General features: G+C 59.1%; 12 protein-coding genes and 1 pseudogene. 9 read left to right on the forward strand and 4 right to left on the reverse strand.

The annotated features are described in order from the left end of the window. Positions 1 to 46: 46 nt before the first annotated feature. Together ELQ88_RS02030 and argB are read left to right on the forward strand one after the other, a co-directional pair. Positions 47 to 1450: pseudogene (locus ELQ88_RS02030) on the forward strand (phosphomannomutase/phosphoglucomutase); the annotation flags it as partial. A 39-nt stretch (positions 1451 to 1489) separates the two neighbouring features. Continuing rightward, the gene (argB, locus tag ELQ88_RS02035; protein WP_010465204.1) at positions 1490 to 2395 is read left to right on the forward strand and encodes an acetylglutamate kinase; all 906 of its coding nucleotides are present in this window, start codon (positions 1490 to 1492) and stop codon (positions 2393 to 2395) included. A gap of 184 nt (positions 2396 to 2579) precedes the next feature. On the opposite strand, the gene pyrE is transcribed toward argB, so the two are convergent. Further along, complete coding sequence (pyrE, locus tag ELQ88_RS02040) at positions 2580 to 3224, reverse strand: orotate phosphoribosyltransferase (protein WP_138963384.1); 645 nt, start codon at positions 3222 to 3224, stop codon at positions 2580 to 2582. Between the two features lie 82 nt (positions 3225 to 3306). Between pyrE and ELQ88_RS02045 the strand changes: the two genes are divergently transcribed. Further along, positions 3307 to 4086, forward strand: a complete 780-nt coding sequence (locus ELQ88_RS02045; protein WP_007934608.1) for an exodeoxyribonuclease III — start codon at positions 3307 to 3309, stop codon at positions 4084 to 4086. Between the two features lie 102 nt (positions 4087 to 4188). Here ELQ88_RS02045 and gltS read toward each other — a convergent pair whose 3' ends face one another. The 3 genes from gltS to rph form a co-directional block, all read right to left on the reverse strand. Further along, entirely contained in the window at positions 4189 to 5397 is a 1209-nt protein-coding gene (gltS, locus tag ELQ88_RS02050; protein ID WP_064680438.1) for a sodium/glutamate symporter, read from the reverse strand. Between the two features lie 443 nt (positions 5398 to 5840). After that, the gene (locus ELQ88_RS02055) at positions 5841 to 6209 is read right to left on the reverse strand and encodes a DUF4870 domain-containing protein (protein WP_138963386.1); all 369 of its coding nucleotides are present in this window, start codon (positions 6207 to 6209) and stop codon (positions 5841 to 5843) included. Between the two features lie 29 nt (positions 6210 to 6238). Then, on the reverse strand, positions 6239 to 6961 hold the full coding sequence (gene rph, locus ELQ88_RS02060) for a ribonuclease PH (protein WP_046045041.1): 723 nt from the start codon (positions 6959 to 6961) through the stop codon (positions 6239 to 6241). A 268-nt stretch (positions 6962 to 7229) separates the two neighbouring features. Here rph and ELQ88_RS02065 point away from each other — a divergent pair, with 268 nt between their 5' ends. From ELQ88_RS02065 to ELQ88_RS02090, 6 genes are all read left to right on the forward strand, one after another. Further along, positions 7230 to 8093, forward strand: coding sequence for a YicC/YloC family endoribonuclease (locus ELQ88_RS02065; protein WP_138963388.1), 864 nt, complete (start codon positions 7230 to 7232; stop codon positions 8091 to 8093). A gap of 12 nt (positions 8094 to 8105) precedes the next feature. Further along, complete coding sequence (gmk, locus tag ELQ88_RS02070) at positions 8106 to 8726, forward strand: guanylate kinase (RefSeq protein WP_128874494.1); 621 nt, start codon at positions 8106 to 8108, stop codon at positions 8724 to 8726. A 167-nt stretch (positions 8727 to 8893) separates the two neighbouring features. Next, on the forward strand, positions 8894 to 9157 hold the full coding sequence (rpoZ, locus tag ELQ88_RS02075) for a DNA-directed RNA polymerase subunit omega (RefSeq protein WP_007894670.1): 264 nt from the start codon (positions 8894 to 8896) through the stop codon (positions 9155 to 9157). A gap of 56 nt (positions 9158 to 9213) precedes the next feature. Then, positions 9214 to 11319, forward strand: a complete 2106-nt coding sequence (gene spoT, locus ELQ88_RS02080) for a bifunctional GTP diphosphokinase/guanosine-3',5'-bis pyrophosphate 3'-pyrophosphohydrolase (protein ID WP_128874495.1) — start codon at positions 9214 to 9216, stop codon at positions 11317 to 11319. A gap of 24 nt (positions 11320 to 11343) precedes the next feature. Next, positions 11344 to 11724 carry a RidA family protein gene (locus ELQ88_RS02085; RefSeq protein WP_003229509.1) on the forward strand — a complete coding sequence of 127 codons (381 nt, stop codon included), beginning with the start codon at positions 11344 to 11346 and terminating at the stop codon, positions 11722 to 11724. Positions 11725 to 11798: 74 nt separating this feature from the next. Further along, a complete protein-coding gene (locus tag ELQ88_RS02090) occupies positions 11799 to 12539 on the forward strand; it encodes a hypothetical protein (protein ID WP_128874496.1) in 741 nt (246 codons plus the stop codon). The last annotated feature ends 43 nt before the right edge of the window (positions 12540 to 12582 follow it).

Genomic DNA, 12582 nt, shown 5'->3' on the forward strand with positions numbered 1-12582 from the left:
TGAGTTTTTCGCCGACAGGCCCAGCCACTTTCAAGATGGAGCATTCCCAGTAATGAGCACCCCGGCAAATGTTGCACCCAAGTTCCCCGACAGCATCTTCCGCGCCTACGATATTCGCGGCACCGTCCCGGAATTCTTGAACGCTGAAACCGCTTATTGGCTTGGTCGCGCCATCGGCTCCCAGAGCCTGGCCCAGAACGAACCCAACGTTTCCGTTGGCCGCGACGGGCGCCTGTCCGGCCCGGAACTGGTAGAACAACTGATCAAAGGCCTGGCCGAGAGCGGCTGCCACGTCAGCGACGTCGGTCTGGTGCCAACCCCTGCGCTGTACTACGCCGCCAACGTACTGGCCGGCAAATCCGGTGTCATGTTGACCGGCAGCCACAACCCGTCGAACTACAACGGCTTCAAGATCGTCATCGCTGGCGACACCTTGGCCAACGAACAGATCCAGGCCCTGCACGATCGCCTCAAGACCAACAACCTGAGCAGCGGCCAGGGCAGCATCACCCAGGTCGAGATCCTCGATCGCTACAACACCGAAATCGTCCAGGACATCAAACTCGCCCGCCGCCTGAAAGTCGTGGTCGACTGCGGCAACGGCGCGGCCGGCGTAATTGCCCCGCAGCTGATCGAAGCCCTGAACTGCGAAGTCATTCCGCTGTTCTGCGAGGTCGATGGCAACTTCCCCAACCACCATCCGGATCCAGGCAAGCCGGAAAACCTGGTGGACCTGATCGCCAAGGTCAAGGAAACCAACGCTGACCTCGGCCTGGCTTTCGACGGCGACGGCGACCGCGTCGGTGTGGTGACCAACACCGGCAGCATCGTCTATCCGGACCGCCTGCTGATGCTGTTCGCCCGCGACGTACTGGCGCGCAACGCTGACGCGGAAATCATCTTCGACGTCAAATGCACCCGTCGCCTGACGCCGCTGATCAAGGAATATGGCGGTCGTCCGCTTATGTGGAAGACCGGTCACTCGTTGATCAAAAAGAAAATGAAACAAACCGGCGCCCTGTTGGCCGGCGAAATGAGCGGCCACATCTTCTTCAAGGAGCGCTGGTTCGGTTTCGACGACGGCATCTACAGCGCCGCGCGCCTGCTGGAGATCCTCAGCAAGGAAAAATCCACCGCGGAAGAGTTGTTTGCGACCTTCCCGAACGATATTTCTACGCCAGAAATCAATATCCATGTGACCGAAGAGAGCAAATTCAGCATCATTGATGCATTGCACGACGCGAAGTGGGGCGAAGGCGCTGACCTGACCACCATTGACGGCGTGCGAGTCGACTACGCCAAAGGCTGGGGCCTGGTTCGCGCCTCCAACACCACCCCGGTGCTGGTGCTGCGCTTCGAGGCCGATGACGAGGCGGAATTGCAGCGCATCAAGGAGGTATTCAAAGTCCAGTTGAAGCGTGTTGCACCTGATCTCCAACTACCGTTTTGATTTATTGAAGCGCCTTTTATCGAAGTGCCGGAGCCCTGAATGACCCTCGAACGCGAAGCCGCCGCCAACACCGCCAAGGTCCTGTCCGAAGCGCTGCCTTACATCCGCCGCTATGTCGGCAAGACGCTGGTGATCAAATACGGCGGCAACGCGATGGAAAGCGAGGAGCTGAAAACCGGCTTCGCCCGCGACATCGTGCTGATGAAAGCCGTGGGCATCAACCCGGTGGTGGTGCACGGTGGCGGCCCGCAAATCGGCGACCTGCTCAAGCGCTTGTCGATCGAGAGCCACTTCATCGATGGCATGCGCGTGACTGACGCGCAGACCATGGACGTGGTGGAAATGGTCCTCGGGGGCCAGGTGAACAAGGACATCGTCAACCTGATCAACCGTCATGGCGGCAGCGCCATCGGCCTGACCGGTAAAGACGCCGAGCTGATTCGCGCGAAAAAGCTCACCGTGACCCGCCAGACACCGGAGATGACCCAGCCGGAAATCATCGACATCGGCCAGGTGGGCGAAGTGGTCGGGATCAACACCGACCTGCTGAACCTGCTGGTCAAAGGCGACTTCATCCCGGTGATCGCGCCAATCGGCGTCGGCGCCAACGGCGAGTCCTACAACATCAACGCCGACCTGGTGGCGGGTAAAGTCGCCGAAGCGCTGAAAGCCGAAAAGCTGATGCTGCTGACCAACATCGCCGGCCTGATGGACAAGTCGGGCACGGTCCTGACCGGCCTGACCACCCAACAGGTCGACGAACTGATCGCCGACGGCACCATCTACGGCGGCATGCTGCCGAAGATCCGTTGCGCGCTGGAAGCCGTGCAAGGCGGCGTTGGCAGTTCGCTGATCATCGATGGCCGGGTGCCGAATGCGATTCTGCTGGAGATCTTCACCGATACTGGTGTGGGTACTTTGATCAGTAATCGCAAGCGTCACTAAGCGGTAACGCATACAAAAAGACCCCGCTCAGCCTGGCTGAGCGGGGTCTTTTTTTGCGCGGTACATCTGACAAACCGGCGGCGGCCCATTCGCAGACATCCCTGCAGGAGCTGGCTTGCCAGCGAAAGCGGCATAACTGACACACCGCGTCGCATGGTTCGCCAGCAAGCCGGCTCCTACGGGGTCAGACGCCGAATTGGGCGCGGTACGCTTCTACGGCCGGCAAGTGTTGCTTGAGCAGCGGATCGTCCGCGAGGAATTCGAGCACCTGGTTCAGCGAAACAATGCTGATCACCGGGATGCCGAAGTCACGCTCCACCTCCTGGATCGCCGACAACTCGCCGTTGCCTCGCTCCTGGCGATTCAGCGCGATCAGTACGCCCGCCGCCTTGGCACCGTCCTGGGAAGCGATGATCTGCATCACCTCACGGATCGCGGTGCCCGCGGTGATCACGTCGTCGATGATCAGCACCTCTCCGGTCAATGGTGCGCCGACCAGGCTGCCGCCTTCGCCGTGGGCCTTGGCCTCCTTGCGGTTGAAGCACCATGGCAAATCACGCTCATGGTGTTCGGCCAGGGCCACTGCAGTGGTCGCTGCCAGGGGGATGCCTTTGTAGGCCGGACCAAACAGTACGTCGAAGGGAATGCCGCTCTCGACGATGGCTGCCGCATAGAAACGACCCAGCTGCGCCAGGGCCTTTCCCGAGTTGAACAGGCCGGCGTTGAAGAAGTAAGGACTGGTGCGCCCGGACTTCAGGGTGAACTCGCCGAAGCGCAAAACGCCGCGATCGATGGCAAAACGAATGAAATCGCGCTGATACGCTTGCATGAAAAAAACCCCAAATACCACGGATTTAGCTAATTAGGTTGACGCCGTGTATCATACACGCACGCGATTTTTGGGGCCATTTATGCGGATCATCAGTGTGAACGTCAATGGTATTCAGGCTGCAGTGGAGCGAGGGTTGCTCAGTTGGCTGCAAGCACAGAATGCCGACGTCATCTGCCTGCAGGACACCCGCGCCTCCGCCTTTGAACTGGACGATCCAGCCTTCCAACTGGATGGCTACTTCCTTTATGCCTGCGAAGCCGAAGTTCCCGCCCAGGGTGGCGTGGCTTTGTATTCGCGGTTGCAACCGAAGGCAGTCATCAGCGGTCTCGGCTTCGAGACAGCCGACCGCTACGGGCGCTACCTGCAAGCCGATTTCGACAAGGTCAGCATCGCGACCTTACTGCTCCCTTCGGGGCAGAACGGCGATGAAGATTTGAACCAGAAGTTCAAGCTAATGGACGATTTCGCCCGTTATCTGGATAAACAGCGACGCAAGCGTCGCGAGTACATTTATTGTGGCTCGCTGTACGTGGCGCAACAGAAGCTGGATATCAAGAACTGGCGCGACAGCCAGCAATCCCCGGGCTTCCTGGCACCTGAACGTGCCTGGATGGACGAGATTGTCGGCAATATGGGCTATGTCGATGCCCTGCGCGAAGTCAGCCGTGAAGGCGACCAGTACAGCTGGTGGCCGGACAATGAACAGGCGGAAATGCTCAACCTCGGTTGGCGTTTCGACTATCAGTTGCTGACGCCGGGCTTGCGCCGCTTTGTACGCAGCGCACGTTTGCCACGCCAGCCGCGGTTCTCGCAGCACGCACCGCTGATCGTGGACTACGACTGGACGCTGACCATCTAGTTTTTCGCTGGCGCACCAGCCAACGCGAGAAAACGGTGTGAACCGGGCCATCTGCTGGCCGATGACAGGAAATGCCCGTATCGCGAGATACGGGCATTTTTCTTATGCAGCGGCGAAGAATGGCAGTGCCAGGTACAACTTGATCACAATGACATTAACGATATCGATGAAAAAAGCCCCCACCATTGGCACCACAAGGAACGCTATCTGTGAAGGTCCGTAGCGCTGTGTCACCGCTTGCATGTTAGCGATGGCCGTTGGCGTGGCACCCAGTCCAAAACCGCAATGCCCTGCTGCCAGTACGGCGGCGTCGTAGTTACTGCCCATGACCCTGAACGTCACGAAAATCGCAAACAGCGCCATGACCAACGTCTGCGCAGCCAGAATGATGAAGATCGGCAACGCCAGCGAAGCCAGATCCCACAGTTTGAGTGACATCAACGCGATCGCCAGAAACAGCGACAAGCTGACATTACCCAGCACCGAGACTTCACGTTCGAACACCTGATACAAACCCAGTGCTGAAAGTCCGTTGCGTAAAACAACACCCACGAACAAGACGCAAACAAATGTAGGCAACTCAAATGCGCTTCCGTGGAGCAGTCCATTCAGAAGAGAACCTGCCAGCAGGCTGACCGCAATCAACGCAAGTGTCTCGATAAACGAAAATGGCGTGATCGAGCGCTCTTTATTCGGCTGCTCAAAACCTTTTGGCACCCTTGGCTTTTCTTGCTCAATGCAGCCAGGTACTTGTGTCCGCTTGATCAGCAGGCGAGCGACCGGCCCACCAATCAAACCACCCAGCACCAATCCAAACGTCGCGGAGGCCATCGCAAGCTCAGAGGCCGACGCCAGACCATACTTCTCACTGAATGTTGCGCCCCACGCTGCGCCCGTGCCGTGGCCGCCCGCCAAGGTAATCGAGCCGGTCAGCAGGCCCATCAGAGGATCGAGCCCCAGCGCCGTTGCGAGACCGATACCCATGGCATTCTGCACCACTAGAAGGCCGATGACCGCCAGCAGAAAAACCCCCACTACCCGCCCGCCTTTCTTCAGGCTGGCGAAATCCGCGCTCAAGCCAATGGTGGCGAAAAACGCCAACATCAACGGCGTTTGCAACGAAGTATCAAATCGGACTTCTACATCGAAGCTTCGCAAAGCCAAGAGTGCCAAGGCCACCACCAGGCCACCTGCTACAGGTTCGGGGATGTTATAGGCGCGTAAAAAACCAATACGTGTAACCAGTCCGCGCCCCAGCAAAAGCACTAAAGAGGCGGCTACCAGTGTTCCATAAAAATCGAGTTGAACCATTGGGATTATTCTTGGATATATATTCAGGGGCGAACTTTTTACCTGGACACGCCTCTTGAACAGGTTGACTGTCTCAACACTGATTAATTTTAGATTCAAGGACCTTCAATGGTTTGAATATGTCGAAATATTTCATGAAATATTTCGTGAGGGCAACTTTATCAACCGCCAAGTCTTATTGCCAAGCATATAGGCAGCACTGTCACTGTGCAGTTGTGACTAAAAGTGTAAGATCCAGCGGTGCTCTTGGCGACAAGTAGCTTGCGACACTAATTGTCGTAAATTGCAAGTGACGCACATAACCAGAAACATTTATCCCACTTCAGAAAAGCAAATACCCCCATTCAAGGGGGTATTTACTTTAATTGGCAAACCGGGCTGACGGCCTGTTAAACGCACTGGCTTTTAGTGGGTGAGGGTTTGATACCCTGAGACGTTGAATATTATTTGATCAGGCGCCACGTGAACGGGTAGCGATACGGAAACCCTTCATTAGCTTTCACCCCGGCAATAATCGTCAGCACCACCGCACCAATCGCCACCAGCCCGATCAGGAAGAACCCGACGACCACCACCATCAGCAAGATGGAAAGGCCGGTGGCAATCGCGACGGTGATCTGGAAGTTCAGCGCCTCCTTGCCCTGCGCATCGATAAACGGGTCCGTCTCGCGCTTCATCTGCCACAGAACCAGCGGGCCGATCAGCGTTCCGAACGGAATCCAGACCCCCAACAAGGCGGACAGGTGACAAAACATCGCCCATTGCCGAACCTCTTTGCTCGGCGTGGGTAGCAGCTGTTGCTCGTCACTCATAACGCCCTCCTTGCCTGGATCGGGTTCGATCAGTCGGCCAGTGCAGCCTTCTGCAGCTCGAAGATTTCGCTCATGCCTTTCTTCGCCAGTTCCAGCATGGCGTTCAGCTCTTCAGGCTGGAACGGCGCGCCTTCGGCAGTGCCCTGTACTTCGATGAAGCCGCCGGTGCTAGTCATCACCACGTTCAGGTCGGTCTCGGCAGCCGAGTCCTCGAGGTAGTCGAGGTCGAGCACTGGCTCGCCTTGATACATGCCCACCGAAACAGCAGCGATCATCTGCTTGAGCGGGTCGCCGCCTTTCAGGCCGCCGCGCTTCTTGATCACTTTCAGGGCGTCGACCAGTGCAACCATGGCACCGGTGATGGACGCTGTGCGGGTGCCGCCGTCAGCCTGGATCACGTCGCAGTCGACGTACAGGGTGACGTCGCCCAGCTTGGACATGTCCAGCGAAGCGCGCAGGGAACGACCGATCAGACGCTGGATTTCCAGGGTGCGACCGCCTTGCTTGCCACGGCTCGCTTCACGCTGGTTACGCTCGCCGGTGGCGCGCGGCAGCATGCCGTACTCGGCGGTCAGCCAACCCTGGCCCTGGCCCTTGAGGAACCGCGGCACGCCGTTCTCGACGCTGACGGTGCAGATGACTTTGGTATCACCGAACTCGACCAGTACAGATCCCTCGGCGTGTTTGGTGTAGTTGCGGGTAATGCGGATCGAGCGGAGCTGATCGGCAGCGCGACCACTTGGACGTTTCATAGGGAATACCTGTACGGGGACGGAAAACTGCGGAGCATTATAGAGCCGTGGGCCGCGCGTGGGCACTTCTAAAAAAATCAGCCGACGACTGAAGGCCCGCAATAGAGCATAACCGACGGCCTGCAGCTCTTTGTCACACGGTGTGTTTGGGCGCATCCACCCCACTGCGCTACAATCCTGCGCCTTTGCTGCCTCTGGGCATACATTCATATTGATCGGGTCCGCGAAACCTTTGGTGACGCATGAACCTGAATTGCGAGGTACCTCCATGGTGCACAGCATGACCGCCTTCGCCCGCGTCGAGAAAGCCGGTGCCCAAGGCACCCTGAGCTGGGAACTGCGCTCGGTCAACAGCCGCTACCTGGAGCCGCACTTGCGTCTGCCGGAATCGTTTCGCGACCTCGAAGGCGCGGTCCGCGAAGCGCTACGCCAGGGCATCTCCCGCGGCAAGCTCGAGTGCACCCTGCGCTTCACCGAAGAAAACACCGACAAACCCCTGCAAGTGGACCGCGAGCGCGCCGCGCAATTGGTCGCGGCTGCCGAGGCCATCGCGGGCCTGATCAAGAATCCGGCCGCACTCAATCCGCTGGAAGTCCTGGCCTGGCCCGGCGTACTGGTGGGCGATGCCACCGACCCGCAAGCCTTGAGTGCCGAAGCACTGACGCTGTTCAACGAAGGTTTGAAAGAGCTCAAGGCCGGCCGCGAGCGCGAAGGCGCGGAGCTGGCGCGATTGATCAACGAGCGCCTGACGTCCATTGAAGAAGACGTGGTGACCCTGCGTGTACTGGTCCCGCAGATGCTCGCCGCCCAGCGCCAGAGAGTCCTCGACCGCTTTGCCGACATGAAAGCCGAAATGGACCCGCAGCGCCTGGAGCAGGAAATGGTCATGCTCGCTCAGAAGAGCGACGTCGCCGAAGAACTGGACCGCCTGAGCACTCACATCATCGAAGTTCGCCGGGTGCTCAAGTCCGGCGGTGCTGCCGGGCGGCGCCTGGACTTCCTGATGCAGGAGCTCAACCGCGAAGCCAATACATTGGGCTCCAAAGCCTTCGACCCGCGCAGCACCCAGGCGGCGGTCAACCTCAAGGTGTTGATCGAGCAGATGCGCGAACAAGTGCAGAATATTGAGTAAGGCAAACCCGACATGACCCACAGCACCGGCACCCTGTACATCATTTCCGCCCCCTCGGGCGCGGGCAAGAGCAGCCTGGTCAAGGCCCTGACCGACGCTGACCAGGAGATCCGCGTCTCGGTCTCCCACACCACCCGGGCCATGCGCCCCGGTGAAGTGAACGGCGTGAACTATCACTTCGTCGAACGCGGCGAGTTCGTGAAGATGATCGAACACGGGGATTTCCTCGAGCGCGCCGAAGTGTTCGGCAACCTCTACGGCACCTCGCAAAGCCACCTGCAGCAGACCCTGGACGAAGGCCACGACCTGATTCTGGAAATCGACTGGCAGGGTGCCGAGCAAGTGCGCAAGTTGATGCCCCAGGCCCGTTCGATCTTCATTCTGCCGCCGTCCCTGCAGGCCTTGCACCAGCGCCTGACCAATCGCGGCCAGGACAGCGACGAGATCATTGATGGCCGGATGCGTGAAGCCGTCAGCGAAATGAGCCACTACGTCGACTACGACTACCTGATCATCAACGACGATTTTGCCCATGCACTGCGCGATTTGCAGGCGATTTTCCGTGCCAATCAGCTGCATCAGAAGCGCCAGCAGCAGCGCAACGGAAAACTTTTGGCTGAATTGCTTGGCTGAACAGCACTTCCCAAAAGTGCTTCAAGGGCTTTACATTGGCACTTATAGCGCGTTGAAGAGTCTGGTCAAAAAATCAGCGCTTCCCTAAACGCTGGTGATTTTTTAAACTGTCGAGTCCGCTCGCCCAACCGGGCAGCGCGCATATTGCATTCGCTCCGAGGAATACCATGGCCCGCGTAACCGTTGAAGATTGCCTAAACCACGTGGAAAACCGCTTTGAGCTGGTCATGCTGTCTACCAAGCGTGCCCGTCAACTGGCCACCGGCGGCAAAGAGCCCCTGGTTCAGTGGGAAAACGACAAGCCTACCGTTGTAGCCTTGCGTGAAATCGCTGAAGGCCTGATGAGCTACGAGTTCATCGCCAATGCTGAAATCGTCGAAGACGAACCGCTGTTCGCAGCGTTCGAGGACGAGTCCAACGAGGCCGTCTAAGCCATGCCTGGTCGACGTAGCACGGCGCGGGGTCACAACGAACGGCAGGATTTATCATGCCGAGCATAGACGCCCTCGCCGCTCGCTTATCGACCTACCTCGGCAAGGACCAGGTCAACCTGGTCCGCCGAGCGTACTTCTACGCCGAACAAGCCCACGACGGCCAACGCCGCCGTAGCGGTGAGGCGTACGTCACGCATCCTCTTGCGGTGGCGAATATTCTTGCCGACATGCACATGGACCATCAGAGCTTGATGGCAGCCATGCTGCATGACGTGATCGAAGACACCGGGATTGCCAAGGAAGCGCTGCAGGCGCAGTTTGGCGAAACCGTGGCCGAACTGGTCGACGGGGTCAGCAAACTGACCCAGATGAACTTCGAGACCAAAGCCGAAGCCCAGGCCGAAAACTTCCAGAAAATGGCCATGGCCATGGCCCGCGACATTCGCGTGATCCTGGTCAAGCTGGCCGACCGCCTGCACAACATGCGCACCCTGGAAGTGCTGTCCGGCGAAAAGCGCCGACGGATCGCCAAGGAAACCCTGGAAATCTATGCACCCATCGCCAACCGGCTGGGCATGCACGCCATCCGCATAGAATTCGAGGACCTCGGCTTCAAGGCCATGCACCCGATGCGTTCCGCGCGGATCTACCAGGCGGTCAAGCGCGCCCGGGGCAACCGCAAGGAAATCGTCAACAAGATCGAGGAATCCCTCAGCCACTGCCTGGCCATCGACGGCATTCAGGGCGAGGTCAGCGGTCGTCAGAAACACCTCTACGGCATCTACAAGAAAATGCGCGGCAAGCGTCGGGCCTTCAACGAGATCATGGACGTCTATGCGTTCCGGATCATCGTCGACAAGGTCGATACCTGCTACCGCGTGCTGGGTGCTGTGCATAATTTGTACAAACCGTTGCCGGGGCGTTTCAAGGATTACATCGCGATCCCCAAGGCCAACGGCTATCAGTCGCTGCACACCACGTTGTTCGGCATGCACGGTGTTCCGATCGAAATTCAGATCCGCACCCGTGAAATGGAAGAGATGGCCAACAACGGCATCGCCGCCCATTGGCTGTATAAATCCAGCGGCGACGAGCAGCCCAAAGGCACTCACGCCCGCGCCCGCCAGTGGGTCAAAGGCGTGCTGGAGATGCAGCAACGCGCCGGCAACTCGCTGGAATTCATCGAGAGCGTGAAGATCGACCTGTTCCCGGACGAGGTCTACGTGTTCACGCCCAAGGGCCGGATCATGGAGTTGCCCAAAGGCTCCACCGCGGTCGACTTCGCTTACGCGGTGCACACCGACGTGGGCAACAGCTGCATCGCCTGCCGGATCAATCGTCGTCTCGCACCGCTGTCCGAACCGCTGCAAAGCGGCTCCACGGTCGAGATCGTCAGCGCCCCCGGCGCTCGGCCGAATCCGGCATGGCTGAACTTCGTGGTGACCGGCAAGGCGCGTACCCACATCCGCCATGCGCTGAAGCTGCAACGCCGCTCCGAGTCCATCAGCCTGGGTGAACGCCTGCTGAACAAGGTCCTCAACGGTTTCGACAGCTCCCTGGACAATGTCCCGGGCGAGCGCGTCAAGGCGATGCTCACCGAGTACCGCCTGGAATTGATCGAAGACCTGCTCGAAGACATCGGCCTGGGCAATCGCATGGCCTATGTCGTCGCCCGTCGCCTGCTCGGTGAAGGCGAACAGCTGCCCAGCGCAGAAGGTCCGCTGGCGATTCGCGGCACCGAAGGCCTGGTGCTCAGCTATGCCAAATGCTGCACGCCAATCCCGGGCGACCCGATTGTCGGCCACCTGTCCGCAGGCAAAGGCATGGTCGTGCACCTGGACAACTGCCGCAACATCAGCGAAATCCGTCACAACCCGGAAAAATGCATCCAGCTCTCGTGGGCCAAGGATGTCACCGGCGAATTCAACGTCGAACTGCGCGTCGAACTGGAACACCAGCGTGGCCTGATTGCCCTGCTGGCCAGTAGCGTCAACGCCGCCGACGGCAATATCGAAAAAATCAGCATGGACGAACGCGATGGTCGCATCAGCGTGGTCCAACTGGTGGTCAGCGTGCACGACCGCGTGCACCTGGCCCGCGTGATCAAGAAACTGCGCGCCCTGACCGGGGTGATCCGCATCACCCGCATGCGTGCGTAGCCCATCCATTACAAGGAGTCATTCATGACCAAGACTGTTATCACCAGCGACAAGGCCCCGGCCGCCATCGGCACTTACTCCCAGGCGATCAAGGCTGGCAACACCGTCTACATGTCGGGCCAGATTCCCCTGGACCCAAAAACCATGGAACTGGTCGAAGGCTTCGAAGCCCAGACCGTCCAGGTGTTCGAGAACCTCAAGGCCGTGGCCGAAGCCGCCGGCGGTTCGTTCAAGGACATCGTCAAACTGAACATCTTCCTCACCGACCTGAGCCACTTCGCCAAGGTCAACGAGATCATGGGCAAGTACTTCGACCAGCCTTACCCTGCCCGCGCCGCCATCGGCGTCGCCGCCCTGCCGAAGGGTTCGCAGGTCGAAATGGATGCCATCCTGGTCATCGAGTAAATGCGCACGGCGCAGCCTTCTCCAGGCTGCGCCGCTGATGCTGCAAAAAGAAGCGTTCTGAAAGGATTCCACCCATGCGCCACGCGCTAGCTCTTTCGCTGCTCGCCCTACTCTTGGGCGGTTGTGCCAGCAACCCTGCCGACCGTGACATCAGCGGCACTTGGATCAACCAGGTGGCGATCGATGCTGCATCCAGAGGCGGTCCCCTGCGTGAAGCGCTCCAGGCCTATGGCCCGAACCTGGAGTGGGACGTCAACACCAAGGCCGCTCAGGCCCGCTACACCAACGGTTTTGAAAACGTCGACGGCAAGCTGCTGGGCGAAAAATCCGGCGCCTGGAAAGTCGACTTTTATGGCAGCGCCGGTAGTGAGCTCAAGCGCGATGGCAAACAATTGAGTCAGGCCGCCAGCGAGAACGAGCCGGAACAGGTCTTCGACCGCGCACAGGTTCAGGTGCCGGACGGCGCACCGCTGGGCGCCAGTTTCGAGCGCGCGCTGTACTCCTCTTATTTGGGAGGCAGCTGGAAAGTCGTCAACGGGCCCGGTGAGGGCAACACTGTGCAATTTCAGGCCGACGGCCAGATAGCCGGCCTGCCCGGTGCCGATCGTTATGCCCTCTGCCTGGCTGGCGATTGCGCTTCAATGAGCGGCGGCAATGACAACATGTGGCTGCAACTGAACGGCCAGGGCAACACCTGGATCTTTGCTCGTAAAGGCAAAGAACTGGAAATTCTCCAGGCTGTGAATACGGCGCAGACGGACGAAATGCCTCAGTTCACGCCGGGTGAGCGCAAGTGGTTGCTCGAGAAGCAGTGACCCGGTCTCACAGCCAACGCATGACAATGTAGGAGCCGGCTTG

It is taken from the genome of Pseudomonas sp. MPC6 (assembly GCF_006094435.1).
In the GTDB taxonomy this organism is placed as follows: domain Bacteria; phylum Pseudomonadota; class Gammaproteobacteria; order Pseudomonadales; family Pseudomonadaceae; genus Aquipseudomonas.